The sequence below is a fragment of the Sphingobacterium corticibacterium genome (genome assembly GCF_004208525.1).
Classification (GTDB): domain Bacteria; phylum Bacteroidota; class Bacteroidia; order Sphingobacteriales; family Sphingobacteriaceae; genus Sphingobacterium; species Sphingobacterium corticibacterium.
Genome location: NZ_SGIT01000001.1, coordinates 80,654 through 104,140 on the forward strand (window position 1 = coordinate 80,654; position 23,487 = coordinate 104,140).

Sequence of the window (23,487 nt, forward strand, 5' to 3'; positions counted from 1 at the left end):
GAAAAAAAGTATGAACAAAGATAGTAAAAAATCATCCATGAAACTTTGTGTTTTTGGTAATGAAAATCATGATTTCATATTTTAATCATACCAAAAAATTGCTTTTGTTGTGAAAAGTGCATATTTTAGTCCGATTCGAAATTTAATGTTTTCGAAATCTATAGCATTCCTTAATTTTTAATATGAAAGTAAGTCAAAAAAAATCTGTTTTTCACAATGAAGTCTTAACGCGCTTTGATTTATATAAAAGCCTTTTTTTAACGTTACCATTTCAAAGTGTAAAGCATACTGGTACGATTCTTCCTTTTTTTTCCACCCATTGTGAAAAAGGTGTGGAAGCAAAATTAACGCCGGAAGATATTATCCAGAGCTTCTTTGGGCAATATGAACAATATGTACAGGAAGAGGATCAAATCGATTTTCTCTTTCGAATTGTCCAGTATATTGAACGCCAAGTCGTGCTTTTTGATGCGGTGGAAGATTCTGCGTTCCAGTCAGTAGGTAAAGCGGATGATTCTGGTGTTTTGCAATCTCTATTCCGCAGTGCGCAGGACAATACGGAGCTTAAGAAAACGATTTTAGAGAAATTACATAATTTTTCCGTTAGACTCGTGTTAACGGCACACCCCACGCAGTTTTATCCGGGGCCGGTGCTCGCTATTATTACAGATCTAATCGATGCATTAAAAAGAAATGACCTACATAATATCCAGTTATTACTACAGCAACTGGGTAAGACTCCGTTTATTAATAAAGAAAAGCCCACACCAGTCGACGAGGCTGCCAGTTTAGCGTGGTTTTTAGAGAATGTTTTCTATAAAGTGGCGTCCGAAATCCAATCAAATATAGATAGTGAATTGGAAGTGCCTATTGACGATGTAAAACAACTTATTGAGCTGGGATTTTGGCCGGGAGGTGATAGGGATGGAAATCCAAATGTAAACGTAGAAAGTACCAAAAAGGTAGCCAGCATGTTGCGGACGATTTTATTTCGTTGCTATTATCGTGATTTTCGTTTGGTGAGACGCCGGATAACCTTCCGTGGAACACAGAAGTATCTGGATATCCTACAAGATTTATTTTACGACAACAGCTTTAACCCGATAGAAAACCCCACAGATGATACGGCAAAGATATTAGAGAACCTTCACAATATTAAAGAGGTATTGAACACGATGCACGAGGGGCTTTTTGTGGAGTTGGTAGAAGACTTAATTCGTAAGGTTTCTACTTTCGGCTGTTATTTTACAACGTTAGATATTAGGCAGGATAGCAGCGTATTGCGAAAAGCATTTAATTATTTAGTAGAACGTTATCCCGAAACCGGACTTGATCTGAAGGAGGTTACAGTCTCTGAAGCTGAAAAAGAAAAACAAATCGCTTTTACCGCCTTGAATTTGGAGGTGGAGAAGGACGCGGATGCGTTGGTCATCGATACGTTAGAGGTTATTAAATTAATTAAAGACATTCAAAAATCAGGTAGCGAGCGGGCAGCACAACGTTTTATTATCAGTAATTGTCAGCAAGCATCTGATATACTAGGCTTGATGCAATTATTCTTATGGTCCGGATGGAAAAAAGATGATCTAACGATTGATTTTGTGCCTTTATTTGAAACGGTTGACGATCTTTCACGGGCAGCTGACGTCATGCGGAGTTTGTATGCTAATCAAACGTATGCAGAACATATTAAACGTCGCGGAAACAAACAGACCATCATGCTGGGATTTTCCGACAGTACGAAAGACGGTGGATACTTAATGGCAAATTGGTCTATCTATCGGGCGAAAATTGAGCTGACGGCTATTGCGCGTGAGTATGATGTTGATTTGGTGTTTTTTGATGGTCGTGGAGGGCCTCCTGCGCGTGGAGGTGGAAAAACGCAACGTTTTTACGCCTCAATGGGTAAAGAAATTGCAAATGAACATATCCAATTAACCATTCAGGGACAGACTATTAGTAGCCAATATGGCTCCTTAGAAACGGCAAAATATAATATCGAGCAACTTTTGCAGGCAGGAATTATCTCGGAACTTCAACAGAAAGACGGGGATACGTTGACCAATAAGCAAAAAGAAGTGATTGATCAAATGGCGCATCAAAGTCATGATAAGTTTATGTCGCTTCGCAAACATCCACTATTTCTGAAATATTTGGAAACGTTGAGTCCGTTGAAACAACTAGCAGAGGTTAACATCAGTAGCCGTCCGGTAAAACGAAATTCGGGTAAAGAGTTACGTCTGGAAGATTTACGAGCGATCAGTTTTGTGACTTCATGGAGTCAATTAAAACAGAATATTCCGGGATTCTATGGTGTGGGTACCGCTTTACAATGGGCTGAGGAAAACAACCTGTGGTCTAATGTCAAGAATTTGTACGAAAATTCAGGTATGTTTAAAACCATGATGGATAACTGTATGATGTCCATGACAAAATCAAATTTTGATATCACGGCATATATGCAATACGACGAAACATTTGGAGATTTTTGGAGTATGCTGCGTGGCGAATTTGAGTTGACAAAGCGATATCTTCTGAAGTTAAGCAATTCATCTGTTTTGATGGAGAATTATCCGATAGAACGGGCGTCCGTCTTAGCTAGAGAAAAGATTGTGTTGCCGTTGCTGACGATTCAACACTATGCCATTCGGACAATGCTCAACAAGAAGCTTTCGCCAGAACAAGAGGCTGTTTATCGGAAGCTTATTGCTCGGACAATTTATGGTGTCGTAAATGCGGGGCGAAACGTTGCTTAAAGCGTAGTAAGTTGTTTATTTTAAATATGGAAGTCGATTATTTTTTTATTTTTGTAGCATAAATAGAAAAGAAATGAAATTAAATACTTTATTTGTTGTTGGTGTGTGCGCGAGCACGTTATTCGTGTCCTGTAATCCGAAGACTGCACAAGAGAATCAGTTAAGCTTGACACATACCTCGTTGGTGGACGGTGATGCCTATCGTTTTTTTCAGCTAGTAGGTGCCAAAGTGGTATATGAAAATGATTATGCTTCTTATGCAGCAAGTGTGGCAGGCTCTTCGCAAGCAAAGCAACTTGCTGTGAAAACGCAAGAAGTATATAGTTCATTGATTCCGGGATTAGATAGTTTGGCTATCGCGAAACAAATCGATTTTCCAATTAAAGGAGCAGCGAAATATACAGCATCAAACGAAGTAGAAACCGTTGTAACCGTTCAGGAGGAATTAGCTGAGGATGACGCTGATACAACGGATGTAGAAGAAGTAGCTGTTTCTCATCAGACTTCTTCATCTTATTCAGATGAGGCGTATATTCAGCATGTACAGCATGAGGCGGCTGTTGTGAAAGAGCAGCTTCAACGTATGACCCGTAATACGGATAAAGATGTAAGAGCATTTGCAGAGGCTAACCTGGAAAAGGTAGCAGAATTGTTTACGCTTGCAGGCGGTAAGGAAGATGCCCACGCTCATCATTAAAATTGTATTTGCCATATAGAACTAGTCAAAGGAATGCAGCCAGCTGCATTCCTTTTTTAATGAAAAGGTGTAGTGTTATTGCGAATACACTTTAAATTAAGTATATTCGTCATGCCGAATCGAATAGATAAAAAAACTAGCCGTTTATGAATCAAATATTTTTAAAGTTTTTTTCTGTTGTTAAGACACTATCACCATGGTGGCGCCTAAAGTTAGGCTTTTATACTGTTTATTTAATTTTTATTCAGACTATGAATACTGATGGAGAATCGGTGGGTGAACGCATTGCCGTTAATTTCCTGTTGGGGATAGTTATGATCAGTATAATCGAAGTAAGTCAATATTGTCTTCAGCTATTGTTTTCGTACCGGCGGTATCTGAAAGCACTTTTGGTAGGAAGTGCAAATTATATAATATTAGCTATAATCGGATATTATATCTTACATGAAAGTGATAACTCCGTTTCGGCACAAATTTGGAATAAGGACATTGAACCCTCGTGGCAAATGTTTCTGGGGAACTTTAGCAAATTTTATTTGACTTTTGTTAAATATGCAGTCATTCTAACGCTTTTAAGGCAGGTGTTATCTTTTGATCGAATAAACGTTCATGAAGGAAAACGAATAGGATCGATGGTTGATAAGGACAATCAAGGAACTGGCGAGGTACCCACAGAACGTCCGAACCAATTTGAGTTTTTTTTTGACGGTCATCGCACAATGAAATTTAAAGCAGGAAAAGAAGCGTATCTTATCGATATATCGACCATAGTATATTTGGAAGTTAAGGACGAGATAACGACTATTTATAGAGTGAGTGGTGCTCCTTTAGAAGTTAAAGTGCCATTGTCTAAGTTCCAGGAAAAGCTCCCCGAGGACAGATTCTTCCGAATACATAAAAGTAGGATCATAGCCATCCGCTATTTTCTATATGAAACGAATGGACATGTTTGTATGAATTATTATGAAAAGAAACAATTGAAGCTAGGGAGTCAGAAAAGATATCCGCAATATAAAGCGTGGAAAGAACACAATTTATTATAAAATATATAAAAAAAGGTTTTCAAACGGGGAGAATGAAAACCTTTAGCTAACCAATTATAAACCTAAATTATGATGATGCAAATATAGTATGCTTTTTACACTTATGCAAATTTTTTTAAAAAAAATTATTCGTCTGTTTTTATTAAGGTAGCTAGCACTTCATTGTCACCTTTGCTAAACGTCAGTATATCACCATTGACGTTGTATTGTTGGGCGTCTTTTAGCACTTCGATAAACCGTGTTTCTATATCCAGATTTGGGCAGGCCATTTGTGTAGCGGTGATATCAGAAATGGTAATCCCGTTGTTTTCTTTGAATTCAACCTGTCCACCCATGCTGTTACATCCACCATTGCCAGAAACTTTACTGTCTTCATGGAATACGAGATGAGGTTTTTGTGGAAATGTCGTATCCAATGTGATCGGGCTTCCGTTTAATTCGGTAAGCCTCCAGTTTTTACCGTATAAATCATTAACGGATGTTGATGTTGGAGACGGAGATGGATTTTCCATCTGCTGGTTTTCCTTGTTTTCTTCGGTATTTTTGTTGTTTGCATTATTGCACCCTACAATTACGCAGGCTAGTGCAATAGAATAAAATAGTTTCTTCATGTTTTTTTGTTTTATGTTAGCTATTTTTTAACAAAAAATCGACCATTGCCCATTTTTCTAAATTATTTTATATTGGTAATATAACTACGATACTTTCATATTGTTTTGCATACGTTAAAAAAACTGGATGAGGAATAGTTGTTACTAACGAATACAAAAAATATCGTTTTCGTGAAAAGCGTAACGAATAGCGTTAATCGTGGTTGATTTGATATCGAAACCGGTAAACAGACTGAAAGCCGGCAAAATAATTTGTTGTGCGGAGACGACAAAGCAAGGAAAGGTCATCGTTCTTTTCGTAGGCATTCGCACACTAACGCCCGGATGTATGTGTCCGCTAACGGTGTGTATGTTGGCGGCAGAAGAAGCCTGATGTGTAAAACAAATGTTGTCTAAACGCCAATTTTGATAGATTTCTTGGATACCCAGTTTTTTCCATCGTTCATCAGCGAAGCGATCATGATTTCCCTTGATCAAAATAAATTTGATGTGCGGAAACTTGGCGATGAACTGCCGTAATAGATCGACTTCCGTGTTAGCACCCGCATGAATTAAATCGCCTACAATAATGACTTGTTTAACAGGGAAATAATGTATCAATTGTTCCAAACGTTGCAAATCCTGCAACGTTACCTGTGTGGGAAGGGCAATACCATTTTTTCTAAAATGTGCCGCTTTACCCAAGTGCAAATCAGAAAGAATAAGTGTATGGTGCTTTTCCCAAAACAACACACGTTGATTTGTCAATGTCAATGATGTATCGGAAAAAGATATGTCTTGCGTAATAATATTCATCGTTTTCTTCTGGGAGATTTCCAATTGCGCTGCTGCAGTCGTTGAATACGGCTTGTCAGATCTTCACTTGATAAGGATTGCCGTAAACTATCTACTTTGATAGGAAAGCTCAATGGTGTAAACCCTGTTGCAAATTTATAAATGATTTTGCTATGATGTATCCGTTCAAATGCAGCTACCAATCGAGGCTCTTCCAATTGTTGGTTGAATACTTCCGCGTACGCTTGGCGCAGCAGTAGGTTCTGTGGATCATGTTCTTCCAAAACTTGAAAAATAATGCCTGAAGAAGCTTGTAAAGACTTGTTGTTTTGTTGCTTTCCGTGTAGGTTTTGAACCACCATACCCGAGATGACGGCAATATCCCGAAACTTCCGCTTTGCCATTTCTGTAGCGTTAATGCTGCTGATTACGTCTTCCATCAAATGTTCCCGACGGAGAATTTTTTTTAGTTGAGATTCGTCTATTACGATTTCCGAATCAGAAAATAATTCGAATCCGTAATCGTTCATTGCCATAGAAAAACTTATTGGAATCAACAGACTAATGCGGTAGGCAATCAAGCTAGCCATAACTTCATGTACCAATCTCCCTTCAAATGGGTACATAAAAAGATGGTACCCTTCTTTGGTATGGATAGACTCCACCAAAAATTCGTCTTCTGCTGGAATATGCGAATGTTCACTTTGTCGTGCGACCAAAGGATGTAAGAATTGCAGTTCTTTTTCACGGTTATCGGGATGCGTGGCGCTTGCCAGTTTTTGTCGCAAAAACTGGCTTAAATTAGAACTCAATGGTAAGCGGCCACCTAGCCAACTTGGTGTAATGGCTCGACCTGAAGAGCTCCGAACATATGCCGTCATCTCTTTCACGCGAATAAGCTCGAGCACGCGGCCAGCTAGAACAAATTTATCACCGCTATGCAATCTCGAAATAAAATATTCCTCCACCATACCAATGTAGCCTCCCGAAAGAAATTTGACCCGTATCATAGCATCGCTTACGATAACGCCCATATTCATGCGATGTAGCATAGCAATGCGTCTTTTCTCCACCACCAACATACCGTCTTCCTTAAGTATAACTTTATGAAACTCTTCATAATTCTTGCCGATAGCGCCCCCCTGCGTGATGAAAAAGATACACCAGTTCCATTCCTCCTCGGTTATCTCCTGAAATGCGAACGTGTTTTTGATAACCGCGTAGATGTCGTTGGCTTTAAAGCCACCTCCTAAAGCGATGGTAACCAGAAATTGAACCAATACGTCAAACGTAAGTACCATAGGATCCCGGTTTTCGATGGTCTGTGTTTTGACAGCCTCTTTTAAGGCGGCCACTTCAATCAATTCCAACGAATGTGTGGGAACAAAATAGATTTTGGATAGTTCGTGAGGAGAATGCCCGCTACGCCCCGCACGCTGCATAAAGCGGGCGACGCCTTTACTGGAGCCAACTTGTACAACGGTATCCACGGGTTTAAAATCTACGCCCAAATCGAGAGAGGAAGTAGCAACAACAGCCTTTAGTCTCCCTTCACTTAAGGCTTCCTCTATCCATTGTCGGATATGGCTGTCAATAGAACTGTGATGTAACGCAATTTGTCCCGCAAAATCGGGATGTGCTTCCAACAACAGTTGATACCACATCTCACTTTGGCTTCTGGTATTGGTGAAAACTAATGTTGATTTACTTTCCAAAATAATAGGTACAACCTTCTCGGCTAACTTGCCACCCAAGTGTCCTGCCCAGGGCAATACCTCCACTTCTGTCGGAAATACAGGAATAATGGCAATCTTCTTTTTCTCACGAGCAACAATTTTTACTTTTTTCTCCGCAGTAGGTATGAGTACCTCTAGGGCTTCGTCGAGATTGCCAATAGTAGCCGTGAGACCCCATATCCGGAGATTTTGCTGTTGATGTTTTAGAAATCCTAACGCTAATTCTACCATCACGCCTCGCTTTGTTCCGAGCAATTCATGCCATTCGTCAACGGCTATGCATTGCAAAGCGTTGAAGAAACGTTGGCGGCCTTTTTGTGCCAGCAACAAATGCAGGCTTTCGGGTGTCACCAATAATACATCGGGCATCTGCCGGCTTTGCCGCTGCTTTATCTTGATGTCCGTATCACCATTCCGAACCTCTACCACCCAGTCCAGGCCAATCTCATCAATGGCTTCTTGCATGGCACGGGCTAAATCTTTTGCTAATGATCGCAACGGAGTGATCCATAATAATTTTAACCCTTTTTGATAACGCGAAGGGTTATTCATAAAATCGATCAATACCGCAAGAAAAATGGAGAAGGTTTTCCCAAATCCGGTAGGAGCGACCACCATGCCGCTATATCCATTACTGTATTTCTTCCACGCTTTTTCTTGAAAACTAAAAGGTGTATTGCCTTTTTGCCGCATCCAGTCCGTGATAATGGTATAGCCTTCGGTATGTTGCTTGTTGTTTTTCAAATCAATGAATCATTTTTTTGATTTCTTCGATATCATCGATATCTCCAACCGTTTTGTCTGTTCGCCACCGTGCGATTCGAGGGAAACGTAATGCCACGCCCGATTTATGTCGGTTGCTGAAAGCAATACCTTCAAAAGCTATTTCAAATACCAGTTCGGGTTTAACGGTTCGTACCGGGCCAAATTTTTCGATGGCGTTTTTGTTGACAAAACGACTAACTTCTTTTATTTCCTTGTCTGTCAGCCCAGAATAAGCTTTCGCAATAGTGACTAAATGCTCACCATCCCTCACGGCAAAGGTATAATCAGTATAATAGGCACTTCGTCGCCCGCTTCCCTTTTGGGCATAAATTAAGACAGCGTCAATCGTTAATGGATCAATTTTCCATTTCCACCAATCGCCTTTCTTCCGTCCGGTATGATAAAGAGATGCTTTGTGTTTTAACATGATGCCTTCACTATTGATGGAACGGGCGTTTTCCCGAATTGCTTGTAACACTTCCCAGTCGTCAATAGTGATAACCGTGGATAACTGCAAGTGAGGAGACGGATTAAGAAGGAATAACGTTTCCAATTGTTGTCTTCTTTCCAACATACTTTTGTGTCGCCAGTCTTCGCCTTCCCACTCGATGAGGTCGTAGGCGTACACTTGGATAGGAAATTCCTCCAATAACTTTTTGCTAATCGTTTTCCGGTTTAATCGTTTCTGTAACGCCGAAAAATTCATCACTTCCTGTTCTTTCACGACCAGGATTTCGCCGTCGATGACAAAATTTCCCTGCCACTGTAGCAAAATATCCCTTATTTCCGGAAACTGATCAGTAACTAGCTCTTCGCCGCGTGACCATATAAATACTTCTTCGCCACGTTTGATAAATTGTCCACGGATACCATCCCATTTATATTCAATTTGCCAATCTTGTACGTCGCCCAGTTCATTCAATTCTTTTTCCAACGGGTAAGCCAGACAAAAAGGGTAGGGTTTGGAAAGTTGTGTATCTGTATAACGGCCTTTTACGAGATCATCAAACGTCACCTCGCCCATTTTCCAGTCGCCCATTACACTATGCGCTACCGCACTGGCATCCATCTGATAATGTTTCGCCAAAGCATTAATAAGTGTTTTGGACGAAACACCTAATCGGAAACTGCCGCCCAATAATTTATTAAAAATAAAACGTTCGGTGGTAGGGAGGTTATTCCAAGCTTGCAGGACAAATTCTTTTTTTTCCACCTCGGTACTGTCTTTCAGTGCGATAATCCTATTCATCCATTCCGTTAACGTTCGATCGATGTAATGGCGGGCTTGTGGTAAAACCAACGCAATAGTTTCACCCAAATCGCCTACAGAAGCATAAGATTCTTGGAATAACCATTCGGGAATTGCTGCAACTTCGATCGCCCATTGTTTCATCAATGCGGTATTGACATTACGTTTCGGGCGTTTTCCTGTGAAAAGAGCGAGAAACCATAGTTTGTCATTGTTATCGGCTTCATGAAGAAAACGATCGATAGCCTCCAATTTTAAATTGGTTTTGTTGGTGCTATCCAAAGCATTGATTAAGGTGGCAAAGACTCTCATAATTTTCTTGCTTCTGTTTCTTCCATTTCTTCCTCTTCGTTTCCAAACGCTGTCTTAACCTCTTCTGCCAATATCCCTATTTCATTCAGATATTTAGTAAAAACAGCTGTTTGTCCATGTGTTATATACACCTTTTCGGCTTCCGTCGTCTTAATAGCATCCAAAAGCCCGTGCCAATCTGCATGATCACTTACGGCAAAACCTGCATCGGCGCTCCGCCAACGGCGGGATCCTCGTACTTGCATCCACCCCGAGCAGATAGCGTTTGCCATATGGGGTATCTTATGGATTATTTTGGAGTCCGCTAAGGCAGGTGGAACAATGACAATACCTTTATCTACATGCTTGATATCTTCCTGGAAATTGATAATATGATAGGCCGGGAGCTTAACACCCGCACTTTCATAAGCTTCATTGAGTTTACCAATGGAATAATGTACATGCAAAGGAGAGATTCCTGCAAGTGCTTTCATGATACGTTGGGCTTTACCCAGTGAATAACCAATAAAAACAGACGTTTTGCCGTTTGCTTGGTTCTGTAAGACCCAATTTTGCATTTGTTGATTTTGTTGTTCCACCGACAACCAATTATAGATGGGCAATCCGAAAGTGCTTTCGGATACAAATTCATGGCATTTGATAGGCTCGAAAGGAGTAGATAGACCATCGTTTTGTATTTTATAATCTCCAGAAACAACAGATACTTTACCTTTATATTCCATTCTGATTTGAGCAGAACCTACAATATGTCCAGCCGGATGCAATGATACCTTGACGTCATTGATATAAAGCGACTCATTATAGGAAACACCTTGTACAGCAATATCATTCCCAATACGACTTTTTAATATGGGTACCGTAAAATGATGGCATAAGTACTTTTTCATACCCCAACGTGCATGGTCAGCATGACCGTGGGTTACTACAGCAAAGTCTACCGGTCGCCATGGATCGATGTAGAAATTGCCTGGTATACAATAGATACCTTCCTGTCTAAATTGTAGCATATTTATAAATAACCAATTTTCCGTCGTTATGTTTTGGCTAAAAAAATTAGTATTTTTGTTTCATTATGCAGCGGATTGAAGAAAAACTAAAGATATTGGCAGATGCGGCCAAATATGACGTGAGCTGTAGCTCCAGCGGTAGTACGAGAAAGAATAAGGATGGAATTGGTGATGCCTCGGCATCGGGTATCTGCCATACCTATACCGAAGACGGACGTTGTGTTTCATTGCTAAAAATTCTATTGACCAATCATTGTATTTATGACTGTGCTTTTTGTGTCAGTCGTAAAAGCAATGATGTAAAAAGGGCAGCGTTTACTGTGGAGGAAGTGGTAGACCTCACGATGAATTTTTATCGACGAAACTATATTGAAGGACTTTTTCTAAGTTCCGGTATCTTCAAAAATGCGGACTTTACGATGGAACGTATGTTGCGGATTGTGAAAACGTTGCGACAGAAAGAGCGATATAACGGCTATATCCATCTCAAAACAATTCCCGGTGCGAGCGAGGAATTGGTTAAGGAGGCCGGCTTATATGTAGACCGAATGAGTATCAACTTAGAATTACCAACGGAAGCCGGACTTAAGTTGGTGGCCCCGGAGAAAGACCATGAGTCGGTAAGAAAACCTTTGGCGTTTGTAAATGAACAGATAAAATCTTTTAAAGAAGAAAAGAAACTCATAAAACATACACCGATTTTTGTGCCCGCCGGTCAAAGTACACAAATGGTTATCGGCGCAACGCCCGAAAATGATTTTGAAATCATGCAGATTGCCAATAATTTCTATAAGAATTATAATCTGAAACGAGTCTATTACAGTGGTTATATTCCTATAAATAATAGCAATTCGTTGTTGCCTCAAATTGGTTCAGCTCCACCTTTAGTACGTGAAAACCGTTTGTACCAAACGGATTGGTTATTGCGTTTCTACGGTTTTCAACTCGACGAAATTCTAAATCCTCAGCATATACATCTGGATCTAGATATAGACCCTAAATTAAGCTGGGCATTACGTAATCCTCATTTCTTTCCAGTGGATGTGAATGCCGCTGACTTTAATGCCATCATTCGTATACCTGGAATCGGAAGGCAGTCGGCATTAAAAATCGTACAGGCCCGAAAATTTGGTAGGTTGCATGCCTATCAACTGCAAAAAATCGGTATTGCCTATAATCGGGCAAAATATTTTTTGCGTTGTGCAGACTCTCCTTTTATGCTTGGTCATCCCAGCATGGAGTATGTTCGAATAGCTATTTTAAACGCCGGTAACCAGAAGAGTCGGCAACAGGTTTCCGCAGGACAATTAACGTTATTTTAATATGTACTATTTGTTTGACGGAACATATTTGGGCTTTTTATCCTGTGTATTTGAAAGCTTCGAAAGAAAAGAGGCAATTATTGTCCCGATTACGCCTAAGGATCATCAAATAGATCTCTTTAAAGACAGGAGAACCATCATAACAGATAGTGGGAAAGCTTTACGCGTTCAGAAAGGTTTGCAGGAACGTATCGGAAAGGCAGATGCGATGGATTTTTATCGGGCGTTTCTTTCAGAAGACCGTAAAGCGTGGCTGGCTTCTTTTTTTATCTTGCGTCAGATCTTTAGTGGTCGGACAGACATACGGCAGGATTTTGGAAACGACGATGTGCTTTACTTTTCGCAGATATTAAAAAAGGTAAGTCGCGAACGGCATCGTATGAAAGCGTTTGTCCGTTTTAGTAAGAGTTCGGACGGATTGTTTTTTGCTTTAGTGGAACCTGATTTTAATGTGTTGCCCTTGATTTCAGACTTTTTCCGTAAGCGGTACGCGGATATGCCGTGGCTTATTTATGACGTAAAGCGAAATTATGGTCTGCTGTTCGATACGCGGCAGGTAGGAGAGGTACAGCTTAGCCCAGAAGAAGTACAAGATGCCACGATGCCTTCAATTGCTATTGAAATGGACGAACGTGATGAGCTTTTCCAGCACCTTTGGAAACAATACTATACCAGCACCAATATTGAAGCACGAAAAAATATAAAGTTACATCTCCAACATGTTCCCAGACGATACTGGAAATATCTCGTGGAGAAGAAATAACGGCTAGTCTACGATAAACGCACTATTGCACATGGGATGGTACTTTGACCTCGTCTCCTATTATAAGATTGTTAAATACAATGTTTTCGGCGTTAGTGAAACTAATAGCTGTCTTGGCTGTATCTATCTGGACATTCGAAAAGTGTATGTCGCTCACTTTTTTGGTTGGATAGCCTTGAATCACTAAGGCCGCGTTGTTCACTTTATTGCAACGCAGACCATCGATGAAGATATCCCGTATATCTGTTTCGTGACCCGATCCTTCCCCGTGATAATAAGATGTAATGAAGAAACAGTCCTCTACCTCACCAAATTCCACGTTATTGACATAAATGTCACGGATAAAACCACCCCGGTCGGGGTTTGATTTCAGGTAAATACCACGTTTGCAATATCCGCCGAACGTGCAATCCTCTACAAAAACATTTTGTACTCCGGCGGACATCTCGCTTCCGATGACAACACCGTGTAAACCCTTAAACCGACAATTACGGATGATAATGTTTTCAGACGTAATTCCGGTTTTTCTGCCTTCGTGATCCCGGCCGGCTTTAATAGCCACATTGTCGTCAGCATTATTAAAATCAATATCTTCAATCAAAATATTCCTGGAATATTCCGGGTCGAATCCATCATTGTTTTTATTAAAGGCATCAAATTTCACCCTTCTGGCTGTAATATTTTCCGATTTTAATAAATGAACACACCAAAATGGTGAGTTAGCTAACGTAACATCTTCTAACAAGATATTTTTACATTCGAAAAACTGTACGAGATGAGGTCTTAAATAATGCCCTGCTCCAAATACACGTTCTTTTATCGGTGTATCTTCGTGATTCATTTTTCGACTTAGCGCTTGACTTGGCTTTTGCTTTGCATGCCATGTACTGAAAGTGTTCTTTGCATTTCCATCAATTGTACCTTCTCCAATAATCGCGACATTCTCTGCTTGATAGGCATAAATAAAGGGACTGTAGTTATACAGAAATGTTCCTTCCCAACTGGTTAGTACTGCGGGCAAATAATCGTCTGGATTGGAACCGAAAACTAATTTAGCTCCTTTTTGTAGGTCGAGCGTGACATTGCTTATTAAATGGATAGGGCCGTTTACTAGATAGATACCGGGTGGAACGACAATTCTTCCGCCACCTAAAGCCTTGCATTTTTCTAATGCCTTATCAAAAGCAAGTTTGTTGTTCGTCAATGAATCACCTAATGCTCCAAAATCTTTTAAATTGACCACATCGGCGGAAAGAGAAGGAGGGGTGATGAGGCTTAGAATCTGATCCCGTTTTTGAGTTCTTGATTGATTTTCTGTTGCACGGTTGTTACAGGCGGAAATAAGTAGCAAAATTATGGTGAAAAAAGAAAGATTTTTGAACATAGCCATTGGGTTTATTTGAAACTGCTAGGCCAAAAATAACATTTCTCATTGGTTTTATTAATAAATGATAGCGGTTAAAATTTGTGTCGTTGATTATACATGGTATTTATAAAAAATATAACTCCTCCTAAAAATAGCACTGCACCTGTAATAACAATAACCGGCCCAAGAGTATCATGAATATAGATCCAAGCCAACCGCATACACATACCACCGATAAGAATTGCCACGCCTGCGAAGACCAGTTTTTTATTTCTTTTTAAAGGATGTCCGTGTCGTTTCATGTTATAATAGAACAATATAGAAGATAAATTGTTGCAAGATTAATGTGCAGCATAGATACGGTTTATGAAGGTTTTTTAAACTTTTAGAAAGTCAAGCCGTTTATTACATGTAGATATTTAGCTTATAGCGTATGACAAAGGATAAAGAAAATGTTTTTAAATCCCATTTTGCTATTTTAAAGAATACAGTGTTGGGATTTACGAGTGAAGATAGTTTAAAATATAGTGCCTCTTTAGCTTACTATACCGTCTTTTCATTGGGGCCGATTTTAGTGTTAATGATTTCGCTTGCCGGAATTTTCTTGGGTGAAGAGGCTATCCAAGGAAAGGTTTTTGAAGAGCTGCGTGGTTTCGTAGGAGCAAGCGCAGCTAGCCAGATCCAAGAAGTTATTCGAAATTTATCCCTTTCCGGAAAATCCAATATCGCCTTGGTGGTAAGTGCTGTGACACTACTTTTGGGAGCGACTACGGTATTCGGAGATATCCAAAACTCCATTAACAAGATTTGGCATGTGCGTCCGAAGGTAAAAAAAGGCTGGCTCAAGATGCTTAAAGATAGGTTGTTGTCATCGTCGTTGGTTATTGGACTTGGTTTTCTACTCGTGGTTACATTGATTATTAATGGAACTATTTTGGCCTTTACAGATCGTTTGCAGCGGTTTTTTCCCGATGCTACGGTAATCTTGTTCAGTGGGCTCAATTTTTTCTTATCTTTTTGTGTCATCTTCGTATTATTCGCGGTGATTTTCAAAGTATTACCTGATGTCAATATACAATGGCGCACGGTAAGGTCTGGTGCACTGTTTACCGCGCTTCTTTTTGTGTTTGGGCGTTTCTTGATTGGTATTTATATTGAAAGCTCTGACACGGAATCTACATACGGTGCTGCGAGTTCAATTGTGCTGATCTTATTGTGGGTTTATTATACGGCGGCTATTTTATACTTAGGCGCTATCTATACACGGGAGTATGCTACATATAAAGGTGTGCCCATAGAACCATCAGAGTTTGCTGTACATATAGAGGTAAAAGAAATAGAGCGGGAGGTGGATGAGATTCCACCGGCACCTTTAACCGACGAAGAAAAAAATGTAGAATAAAAGATAAATCATTGGTCAGAACGAATAAAATCATATCAATTATGCAAGATTCAAGAAAACATAAATCCGAAAAAGAAGAAGATAAAGATCTGCCCGGGTATCCTCATTATCCTGAAAATGAAGATATCTTTGAGCAGGAAAAGCGAATTTTGAGTGATCGCGTCGAGCAGGAAGAAGAGACGGAGCGTTCATTGGATGAGGGGTTGGATGTCCCCGGATCGGAATTAGATGACGCTGAAGAGGAAATAGGTTCAGAAGATGAGGAAAATAATTACTATAGCCTCGGCGGGGATAATCATGAAGATTTAGAGCAGAGCGAAGATTTTTAATTATCTCTCCTTTGTCATTTGTTTAGATGGTTTGTGATGCGAAGAAGAAGAGAGAATAGTTTTTTTCTAAATAATGCTTACCTTTGCAGCATCAATTCAAGCTATGAGTGACGCAATAAAACATGAGTGCGGAATAGCACTTGTTCGATTACTAAAACCCCTGTCTTATTATCAAGAAAAATATGGTACGCCCTATTATGGTGTCAACAAAATGTATCTTCTCATGGAGAAGCAGCATAATCGAGGCCAAGATGGAGCGGGTATAGCCACGATTAAATTTGATGTAAAGCCCGGTCATCGTTATATTTCCCGGTACCGTGCCATGGGCTCATCTGCAGTAGCAGATATTTTTGAATATATACAAAAGAAATTTGCTGCGGTAAATAAAGCTTACCCGGTAGAGTCTAAGGATACGAAATGGCTCAAGCAACATGTCAGTTTTACCGGAGAGGTGCTTTTAGGGCATTTACGTTATGGGACACATGGTAAAAACAGTATAGAAAGTTGTCACCCATTTCTTCGACAGAATAACTGGATGACGCGTAATCTAGTCGTCGCTGGAAACTTCAATATGACAAATGTTGACGAATTGCTGCAACAATTGTATGAGTTGGGGCAGCATCCCAAAGAACAGGCGGATACGGTTACTGTACTAGAGAAAATCGGTCATTTTTTGGATGACGAGAATCAGGAACTGTTTGACAAGTTTAAAGAAGAGGGGTATTCCAATATTGAGATAAGTGCATTGATTGCCAAAAATCTGGATGTTGCAAAAATATTAACACGTTCGGCAAAGACATGGGATGGTGGCTATACTATTGCTGGAATCTTTGGACATGGTGATGCTTTTGTCATGCGTGACCCCGCAGGAATACGGCCTGCTTTTTATTACCAAGATGACGAAGTGTTGGTTGTTGCTTCCGAACGCCCGGTTATACAAACAGCTTTTAATATACCATTGGAAGCGGTCAAAGAAATTAAGCCCGGACATGCGTTGATAGCGAAAAAAGATGGAGCAATTACAGAAGAAATGTTCCGTCAGCCTGTCGAGCAGAAATCCTGTTCTTTTGAGCGCATTTATTTCTCCAGAGGTTCGGATGCCGATATCTACAAAGAGCGTAAAGAATTGGGACATTTATTGTGTCCACAGGTATTAAAGGCGGTAGACAACGATATCAAGAATACGGTATTCTCCTTTATTCCAAATACAGCAGAAGTATCTTACTACGGTATGATGGAAGGAATAAATACCTACGTACGGAATTATCAGAAAGACGTGTTATTGAATCGTGCGGATAAGATTTCAGACGCTGAACTGGAAGAAATGATTAACATTACACCACGTTTCGAGAAACTGAATGTCAAAGATGCCAAGCTTCGGACATTTATTACACAGGATGCTGATCGTACGGATATGGTGCAGCATGTTTATGATACGACTTACGGTATCGTGCAGAATGATGTAGATACCATTGTAGCTATCGATGATTCCATTGTGCGTGGAACTACGCTTAAACAAAGTATCTTGACGATATTAGATAGACTGCATCCGAAAAAAATTGTAATCGTTTCGTCCGCCCCACAAATTCGTTATCCGGATTGTTATGGGATAGATATGTCGAGAATGGGGGAGTTTGTCGCATTTGAGGCAGCTATAAACTTGCTGAAAAGTGGTGGGATGGCGCATATTGTTGACGAAGTGTATCAAAAATGCCTGGCTTCTTTAACGATGCCAAAAGATCAAGTGGGAAATTATGTGAAGGCTATTTATGAACCTTTCACAGATGAAGAAATTTCTGCAGAGATCGCGCGCATTATTCGTCCACATCATCTAGAAGCAGAATTAGAAGTGGTTTATCAGACTTTGGATAACTTGCACAAAGCTTGTCCGAATCATTTGGGAGATTGGTACTTTTCGGGCAATTATCCCACACCGGGAGGAAATAAAGTGGTTAATAGAGCCTTCATGAATTGGGTAGAAGGGAAGAATGTACGTGCTTATTTCAGTAGTTAGTGGACAGTAGTCAGTAGCCAGTTAACAGCTACACTATCCACTGCTCTCTGTCGACTGTACAACTATTTGACTTTTTATTTTTTAAATTTTACTTTATTTCATACCTTTGCAACTTATTGAAATATTAACAAATTATATTAAATAACAATGTACGCAATAGTAAATATAGCAGGACAGCAATTTAAGGTTGCAAAAGACCAATATCTTTTTGTACACCGTTTACAAGGAGATGAAGGCGCTAGTATTGAATTTGACAATGTATTGTTAGCAGAAGACGCTGGTAAATTCACAGTAGGTGCGCCTACTATCGAAGGAGCAAAAGTTTCAGCTACGATTTTGTCTCATTTAAAAGGTGATAAAGTTATCGTTTTCAAAAAGAAACGTCGTAAAGGCTACAAAAAGAAAAACGGTCACCGTCAGCAATTTACCAAAATCCAAATCACAGGAATTAGCCTGTAAAACGAATTAAGAATTTTTAATCTGACTTTACGTCATAAATTAAGATAAAAAATGGCACACAAAAAAGGTGCGGGTAGTTCCAAGAACGGCCGTGAGTCACACAGTAAGAGATTAGGCGTTAAAATTTTTGGTGGTCAGCAAGCTATCGCTGGTAACATTATCGTTCGTCAGCGTGGTACAAAACACAATCCTGATAAAAACGTAGGGATAGGTAAAGACCATACATTACATGCTTTGGTGGACGGTACTGTCGTTTTCCGCAAAAAAGCTGACAATAAATCTTACGTATCCGTAATTCCTGCGGAGCAAGCAAATTAGGGTTATTGTAATATTAAAAATTTAAAGCCGCTGCGTGTATTCACGCGGCGGCTTTTTTGTCCATTCTCTTTTTTTCTCAAAAAAAGAGGCACATGTTATTGCGCCTCTTTCCTATTTTATATAATACCGTTGATTATATAATCAACATAGCATCGCCATAGGAGTAAAATCTATATTTTTCTTTTACAGCTACTTCGTAGGCATTCATTACATTTTCGTATCCACCAAATGCAGCAATCATCACAAGGAGCGTAGATTCTGGTGTATGAAAGTTTGTGATCATTGAATTCGCTATACTGAAATCATAAGGTGGGTAGATGAACTTGCTCGTCCAATCATTTGCTGCTTTGAGGTGTTTGTCAGCCGAAACAGATGATTCAATAGCCCGCATGGAAGTTGTTCCAACGGAGCAGATACGTCTCTTTTCGTCGATACCCTTGTTTACCGTGCGTGCAGCCTCTTCGCTAATAATAAATTGCTCCGAGTCCATTTTGTGCTTGGTGAGATCTTCCACTTCCACGGTACGAAAAGTTCCGAGTCCGACGTGTAATGTCACCTCTGCAAATTCGACACCCTTTAATTCCAATCTTTTCATCAATTCGCGCGAGAAATGGAGTCCAGCAGTAGGTGCTGCGACCGCCCCCTCGTTTTTGGCATAAATCGTTTGATAACGGAATTTATCTTCCGGTGTTGCTTTACGTTTTATGTATTTGGGTAGTGGCGTTTCTCCTAAAATTTCAATGTTTCGGCGAAACTCTTCATCCGTGCCATCGAAAAGAAAACGGATTGTACGACCGCGGGAGGTTGTATTGTCCACAACTTCAGCGACCAGCAGGTCGTCCTCTCCAAAGTATAATTTATTACCTACACGAATTTTGCGTGCAGGGTCAACCAATACGTCCCACAAGCGTAGTTCTTTGTTTAATTCTCTTAGCAAGAACACTTCAATCGTAGCGCCAGTTTTTTCCTTATTTCCGTACATACGTGCAGGAAATACCTTGGTGTTATTTAAAATCATGACGTCTTTATCATCGAAATAATCCAATACGTCCTTGAAAATTTTGTGTTCTATCTTTCCGGAATCACGATGTAAAACCATTAGACGTGATTCGTCACGCTGTTCTGATGGTTCTGTTGCCAACAATGATTCTGGTAAATTGAATTTAAACTGTGATAATTTCATCTAATTATTTTTTTTCATCTGTTGATGAAAACGCCATGTAAATATTTTTCGTATGAAGGCATTATTTACATTTCGATTTCACCGATATATTTTGTTCTGTTGAAACCTTAACAAATAAGTACAGTTCCGGTTTCAAAAATGCTTACAAAGTTAAGCATAATAAACGGAAAAAAATATTTACTTTTATCGGTATATATGTTTTTGATCCTTACCCTTATCAAAGAAAGTTTTTTGTTTGCGTTATCGGCATTGCGGGATAACCGTACGCGTACATTATTATCCTTATTAGGGGTAACCATAGGGATCATGACAATTATTAGCGTTTTTTCGGCGGTAGATACTTTGCGCAATAACTTAGAAGAATCTGTGCGCAAAATAGGCAGTCGTACATTATACGTCGAAAAATGGCCATGGGGTGGCGGTGGCGACTATCCTTGGTGGCGATATGTGAATCGTCCTGAACCAAAATATGCCGATTTTGAAGCCGTGAAAAATAGGATGACAACAGCAGAAGAAGTTGCCTATTCCATTAATATCTCTAATTCCACTGCTAAATACGTAAATAATTCCGCTTCGAATATTAATGTGACAGCGGTAACGCATGAGATGTATTCCATCAGAAACCTTGAAGTAGTTGACGGACGCTATTTCACGGAACAGGAATCACGTGCGGGAAGCCATCGTGTTATTTTAGGAGCCACGATAGCAGAGGGGCTATTCCCCAATACGACGCCTATTGGTAAATATGTGACGTTGTTGGGAAGAAAAATGCAGGTGATTGGCGTATTGAAAAGGGAAGGGTCTGGGGTACTTATTAATGTATCCAATGATGAGGTGGCCTACATACCGTTTACGTTGGCTCGTAATCTGGTAAACTACGAACATTATGGCCCGAGTATAGCGATTGAGGTTAAACGACAATATGCGCTAGAAGAGGCTGAAAGCGAGCTGATCGGTATTATGCGGTCCTCCCGTCGTCTGCCCCCCCAGCGGGAAGACAATTTCTCGGTTAATCAAACGACCCTTATTACGGCACAACTTGACCAAATGTTTGCAATTATCAACCTTGCCGGCTTTTTCATTGGCATCTTCTCGATTCTTGTAGGAGGCTTTGGAATCGCCAATATTATGTTCGTCAGCGTAAAAGAACGTACGAATCTTATTGGTATACAGAAGGCATTGGGTGCGAAGCAATTTTTCATCCTCTCGCAGTTTCTGATCGAAAGTATCCTGTTATGTCTTATTGGCGGGGGAATAGGTCTGTTGATTGTTTATGGTTTGGCAGCGTTAGTGGGTGCGTTGACCAGTGTGGTTATCGTAGTCAGTGTGAAGATGGTGATTCTGACCACGGTGTTGTCTACACTTATTGGATTAATTGCGGGGATAGTACCGGCTATCCAAGCAGCTAAACTTGATCCGGTAGAAGCTATTCGCAGTAAATAATGGGATGTATCATTTCCCCGTCTTCAGCTCACCGGGGGAGATACCGAAGTATTTTTTAAAGGCACTGCTAAAATTATTCTGATGTCCATAACCGGTGTATATAGCGACTTCGTAAACTGATATTTTTTCTTCCAAAAGTAAGATACGCGCTTTTTCCATCCGAATGCGTGTAAGATAATCATGTACCGTTACAGAAAAATATTCCTTGAAATCTTTTCTTAACTTACTTTCACTCATAAAAACTTCCTGTGCCAATTCTTTTTGATTGGGCGGGTTGGCCATCCTTTGTTCCAGTATTTGTCGGGCCAGCTCTAACTTTTTGACATTATCTTCATCATATAGTGATGAAGAACCTTTGTTATTGTGTTTTTCGTTGTATTGTTCGAACTGGTACATGAGCAACTCTACAATATGCGACTCCGTATGCAACCTGCGGATTTCGCCCGTCTTTTTCGAATCTATCAGCTCACGGATGGTTTGCTGCATTTCGTATGTTGCCATTTGGTCTTCGTCGGCAAAAGAAGTATAATGGCCTTTCTCAATTTGTTCTACAAAGTGTTTGTGCAGCAGCGAATCTTTTTTAATCAAATTGAGATAGTATTCTTTCGATATAACGGCAATAAAGTACGTGTATGCTATGCCAGCTTTGACCTCGTGACTATTTTTTACGGTGGGTATATAGCGGATATTATGACGACTCATGCCGTATGGAAGTTTACTATTAGGGGATTTGAAAAAGATAAATTGACTGGTAATCGCTTCCCCTTCGATTTCTGTGTAGATATGAGCGGGTCGATCGGCTTGCATTTCAGTGTATAAAATGAAGAGACCACTTGTTGATAGTTGGAAATTATTCATAATAATAGGACTCCGTACAATTTCCTCCCGTTTTTCTACCAGCGGTTTATCGGGTTGATATTGATCTGGAATCTCCTCTATAAAGAGCCACTCGTCTAATTCTATGATTTTGCTTTTTATCAACATATACCTACGTCATCCGGATACTAGCGAAATATACTGTTTTGTTTTTGGTTTTCAGCTATACTGTTTGTCATTATTTCTCTTGGATTTGTGTACGGTCGGTACGCCAGAAATCTTCCGCAGGAACTGGTTGAAGTGAAGAATTGAAAAACGACGGTTCAATGTGCATTTCTTTAAAAAAGATATGGGGTTTTAACGAATGATTGTCTACACTTATCGAAGATTCTACCGAAAATATGGTGTAAATATTTTTATCATTCAGTACCTCATTCGGTGTGCCATCCAGCCACTTACGGCCGTTTTTAAGCATAATAATCCGGTCAGCGTATAAAGAGGCCATATTAATATCGTGCAAGATGACCAAGACCATAAAGCCCTGACGGGAAAGGCTTTTTGCGATGGAGAGTACCTTCTGTTGGTAATGTAGATCCAAAGCTGAAATAGGTTCGTCTAATAATAGTAGCGCGTCGGGATTATCCCATAATTGACTGAGCACACGCGCCAATTGTACACGTTGTTGTTCACCACCGGATAAACTGAGGTAAACACGATCGGCAAAATCAGCAACACCACAGATGGCCATCGTTTCCTGCACAATTTTCCAGTCTTTTACTGAGGGAGACGATTGGAAATGTGGGTAGCGCCCCATAACGACCAGTTCTTTTACCGTATATGCCATATTAATGGCGTGCTGCTGACTGAGCATGGCACGACCTTGTGCCAGTGTTCTGTTCTCATATTTGTCAATGCGTTTATCGAATAATGTGATATTACCCGAAGACGGTTTTAATTCGCCGGAAATAAGCCGCATCAACGTAGATTTACCTGCTCCGTTCGCTCCTAGTAACGCCACGACTTCTCCTTTGCGCACCTGCAGAGATACATCCTTTAGCACCCGGTGCCCCTTTATTTCATATGATAATTCTTCTATACGTAGCATAAAACCTAAAAATATTT

At 40.1% G+C, this 23,487-nt stretch carries 20 protein-coding genes; 11 read left to right on the forward strand and 9 right to left on the reverse strand.

Going from position 1 to position 23,487, the window contains the following annotated elements; translation table 11 throughout:
- The first annotated feature begins 182 nt into the window (after positions 1–182).
- From EWE74_RS00335 to EWE74_RS00345, 3 genes are all read left to right on the forward strand, one after another.
- Positions 183–2,756 carry a phosphoenolpyruvate carboxylase gene (locus EWE74_RS00335; protein WP_130139560.1) on the forward strand — a complete coding sequence of 858 codons (2,574 nt, stop codon included), beginning with the start codon at positions 183–185 and terminating at the stop codon, positions 2,754–2,756.
- A 73-nt stretch (positions 2,757–2,829) separates the two neighbouring features.
- Positions 2,830–3,453, forward strand: coding sequence for a hypothetical protein (locus EWE74_RS00340; RefSeq protein WP_130139561.1), 624 nt, complete (start codon positions 2,830–2,832; stop codon positions 3,451–3,453).
- Positions 3,454–3,704: 251 nt separating this feature from the next.
- Positions 3,705–4,496, forward strand: a complete 792-nt coding sequence (locus EWE74_RS00345) for a LytTR family transcriptional regulator DNA-binding domain-containing protein (RefSeq protein ID WP_165384605.1) — start codon at positions 3,705–3,707, stop codon at positions 4,494–4,496.
- A gap of 125 nt (positions 4,497–4,621) precedes the next feature.
- Here EWE74_RS00345 and EWE74_RS00350 read toward each other — a convergent pair whose 3' ends face one another.
- The 5 genes from EWE74_RS00350 to EWE74_RS00370 form a co-directional block, all read right to left on the reverse strand.
- Positions 4,622–5,107: an META domain-containing protein gene (locus EWE74_RS00350; protein WP_130139563.1), complete on the reverse strand. Its 486-nt coding sequence runs from the start codon at positions 5,105–5,107 to the stop codon at positions 4,622–4,624.
- A 144-nt stretch (positions 5,108–5,251) separates the two neighbouring features.
- Positions 5,252–5,902 carry a ligase-associated DNA damage response endonuclease PdeM gene (gene pdeM, locus EWE74_RS00355; protein ID WP_130139564.1) on the reverse strand — a complete coding sequence of 217 codons (651 nt, stop codon included), beginning with the start codon at positions 5,900–5,902 and terminating at the stop codon, positions 5,252–5,254.
- The gene (locus EWE74_RS00360) at positions 5,899–8,361 is read right to left on the reverse strand and encodes a ligase-associated DNA damage response DEXH box helicase (protein WP_239018509.1); all 2,463 of its coding nucleotides are present in this window, start codon (positions 8,359–8,361) and stop codon (positions 5,899–5,901) included. The genes pdeM and EWE74_RS00360 overlap by 4 nt, the downstream gene beginning before the upstream one ends.
- Before the next feature lies 1 nt (position 8,362).
- Positions 8,363–9,943, reverse strand: a complete 1,581-nt coding sequence (locus tag EWE74_RS00365; protein ID WP_130139565.1) for an ATP-dependent DNA ligase — start codon at positions 9,941–9,943, stop codon at positions 8,363–8,365.
- Positions 9,940–10,950, reverse strand: coding sequence for a ligase-associated DNA damage response exonuclease (locus EWE74_RS00370; RefSeq protein ID WP_239018510.1), 1,011 nt, complete (start codon positions 10,948–10,950; stop codon positions 9,940–9,942). The genes EWE74_RS00365 and EWE74_RS00370 overlap by 4 nt, the downstream gene beginning before the upstream one ends.
- A 62-nt stretch (positions 10,951–11,012) precedes the next feature.
- Between EWE74_RS00370 and EWE74_RS00375 the strand changes: the two genes are divergently transcribed.
- Both EWE74_RS00375 and EWE74_RS00380 read left to right on the forward strand, forming a co-directional pair.
- Complete coding sequence (locus tag EWE74_RS00375; protein ID WP_130139567.1) at positions 11,013–12,272, forward strand: putative DNA modification/repair radical SAM protein; 1,260 nt, start codon at positions 11,013–11,015, stop codon at positions 12,270–12,272.
- Between the two features lies 1 nt (position 12,273).
- Entirely contained in the window at positions 12,274–13,035 is a 762-nt protein-coding gene (locus EWE74_RS00380) for a TIGR03915 family putative DNA repair protein (RefSeq protein ID WP_130139568.1), read from the forward strand.
- A 22-nt stretch (positions 13,036–13,057) separates the two neighbouring features.
- Here the strand turns inward: EWE74_RS00380 and EWE74_RS00385 are convergent, their stop codons facing one another.
- Positions 13,058–14,425 carry a glycoside hydrolase family 28 protein gene (locus tag EWE74_RS00385; RefSeq protein WP_206365100.1) on the reverse strand — a complete coding sequence of 456 codons (1,368 nt, stop codon included), beginning with the start codon at positions 14,423–14,425 and terminating at the stop codon, positions 13,058–13,060.
- 409 nt (positions 14,426–14,834) lie between these two features.
- On the opposite strand from EWE74_RS00385, the gene EWE74_RS00395 reads away from it, so the two are divergent.
- The 5 genes from EWE74_RS00395 (at position 14,835) to rpmA (ending at position 18,923) form a co-directional block, all read left to right on the forward strand.
- Complete coding sequence (locus EWE74_RS00395) at positions 14,835–15,803, forward strand: YihY/virulence factor BrkB family protein (RefSeq protein WP_130139571.1); 969 nt, start codon at positions 14,835–14,837, stop codon at positions 15,801–15,803.
- Positions 15,804–15,844: 41 nt separating this feature from the next.
- Positions 15,845–16,132 carry a hypothetical protein gene (locus EWE74_RS00400; protein ID WP_130139572.1) on the forward strand — a complete coding sequence of 96 codons (288 nt, stop codon included), beginning with the start codon at positions 15,845–15,847 and terminating at the stop codon, positions 16,130–16,132.
- Between the two features lie 103 nt (positions 16,133–16,235).
- The gene (locus EWE74_RS00405; protein WP_130139573.1) at positions 16,236–18,146 is read left to right on the forward strand and encodes an amidophosphoribosyltransferase; all 1,911 of its coding nucleotides are present in this window, start codon (positions 16,236–16,238) and stop codon (positions 18,144–18,146) included.
- 147 nt (positions 18,147–18,293) lie between these two features.
- Complete coding sequence (rplU, locus tag EWE74_RS00410) at positions 18,294–18,605, forward strand: 50S ribosomal protein L21 (protein ID WP_105722005.1); 312 nt, start codon at positions 18,294–18,296, stop codon at positions 18,603–18,605.
- A 51-nt stretch (positions 18,606–18,656) separates the two neighbouring features.
- Positions 18,657–18,923, forward strand: a complete 267-nt coding sequence (gene rpmA, locus EWE74_RS00415; RefSeq protein WP_130139574.1) for a 50S ribosomal protein L27 — start codon at positions 18,657–18,659, stop codon at positions 18,921–18,923.
- Positions 18,924–19,056: 133 nt separating this feature from the next.
- Here rpmA and queA read toward each other — a convergent pair whose 3' ends face one another.
- Complete coding sequence (queA, locus tag EWE74_RS00420) at positions 19,057–20,106, reverse strand: tRNA preQ1(34) S-adenosylmethionine ribosyltransferase-isomerase QueA (protein WP_130139575.1); 1,050 nt, start codon at positions 20,104–20,106, stop codon at positions 19,057–19,059.
- Positions 20,107–20,301: 195 nt separating this feature from the next.
- Between queA and EWE74_RS00425 the strand changes: the two genes are divergently transcribed.
- Entirely contained in the window at positions 20,302–21,549 is a 1,248-nt protein-coding gene (locus tag EWE74_RS00425; protein WP_130139576.1) for an ABC transporter permease, read from the forward strand.
- A 9-nt stretch (positions 21,550–21,558) separates the two neighbouring features.
- On the opposite strand, the gene EWE74_RS00430 is transcribed toward EWE74_RS00425, so the two are convergent.
- Positions 21,559–22,533, reverse strand: coding sequence for a helix-turn-helix transcriptional regulator (locus EWE74_RS00430; protein ID WP_130139577.1), 975 nt, complete (start codon positions 22,531–22,533; stop codon positions 21,559–21,561).
- 70 nt (positions 22,534–22,603) lie between these two features.
- Positions 22,604–23,470: a heme ABC transporter ATP-binding protein gene (locus EWE74_RS00435; RefSeq protein WP_130139578.1), complete on the reverse strand. Its 867-nt coding sequence runs from the start codon at positions 23,468–23,470 to the stop codon at positions 22,604–22,606.
- Between the last annotated feature and the right edge of the window lie 17 nt (positions 23,471–23,487).

Bases quoted from the DNA above. Each gene is read 5' to 3' on its own strand.
- EWE74_RS00335 (WP_130139560.1), top strand. From the start codon at position 183: ATGAAAGTAAGTCAAAAAAAATCTGTTTTTCACAATGAAGTCTTAACG.
- EWE74_RS00340 (WP_130139561.1), top strand. From the start codon at position 2,830: ATGAAATTAAATACTTTATTTGTTGTTGGTGTGTGCGCGAGCACGTTA.
- EWE74_RS00345 (WP_165384605.1), top strand. From the start codon at position 3,705: ATGAATACTGATGGAGAATCGGTGGGTGAACGCATTGCCGTTAATTTC.
- EWE74_RS00350 (WP_130139563.1), bottom strand. From the start codon at position 5,107: ATGAAGAAACTATTTTATTCTATTGCACTAGCCTGCGTAATTGTAGGG.
- pdeM (WP_130139564.1), bottom strand. From the start codon at position 5,902: ATGAATATTATTACGCAAGACATATCTTTTTCCGATACATCATTGACA.
- EWE74_RS00365 (WP_130139565.1), bottom strand. From the start codon at position 9,943: ATGAGAGTCTTTGCCACCTTAATCAATGCTTTGGATAGCACCAACAAA.
- EWE74_RS00370 (WP_239018510.1), bottom strand. From the start codon at position 10,950: ATGCTACAATTTAGACAGGAAGGTATCTATTGTATACCAGGCAATTTC.
- EWE74_RS00380 (WP_130139568.1), top strand. From the start codon at position 12,274: ATGTACTATTTGTTTGACGGAACATATTTGGGCTTTTTATCCTGTGTA.
- EWE74_RS00385 (WP_206365100.1), bottom strand. From the start codon at position 14,425: ATGGCTATGTTCAAAAATCTTTCTTTTTTCACCATAATTTTGCTACTT.
- EWE74_RS00395 (WP_130139571.1), top strand. From the start codon at position 14,835: ATGACAAAGGATAAAGAAAATGTTTTTAAATCCCATTTTGCTATTTTA.
- EWE74_RS00400 (WP_130139572.1), top strand. From the start codon at position 15,845: ATGCAAGATTCAAGAAAACATAAATCCGAAAAAGAAGAAGATAAAGAT.
- EWE74_RS00405 (WP_130139573.1), top strand. From the start codon at position 16,236: ATGAGTGACGCAATAAAACATGAGTGCGGAATAGCACTTGTTCGATTA.
- rplU (WP_105722005.1), top strand. From the start codon at position 18,294: ATGTACGCAATAGTAAATATAGCAGGACAGCAATTTAAGGTTGCAAAA.
- rpmA (WP_130139574.1), top strand. From the start codon at position 18,657: ATGGCACACAAAAAAGGTGCGGGTAGTTCCAAGAACGGCCGTGAGTCA.
- queA (WP_130139575.1), bottom strand. From the start codon at position 20,106: ATGAAATTATCACAGTTTAAATTCAATTTACCAGAATCATTGTTGGCA.
- EWE74_RS00425 (WP_130139576.1), top strand. From the start codon at position 20,302: ATGTTTTTGATCCTTACCCTTATCAAAGAAAGTTTTTTGTTTGCGTTA.
- EWE74_RS00430 (WP_130139577.1), bottom strand. From the start codon at position 22,533: ATGTTGATAAAAAGCAAAATCATAGAATTAGACGAGTGGCTCTTTATA.
- EWE74_RS00435 (WP_130139578.1), bottom strand. From the start codon at position 23,470: ATGCTACGTATAGAAGAATTATCATATGAAATAAAGGGGCACCGGGTG.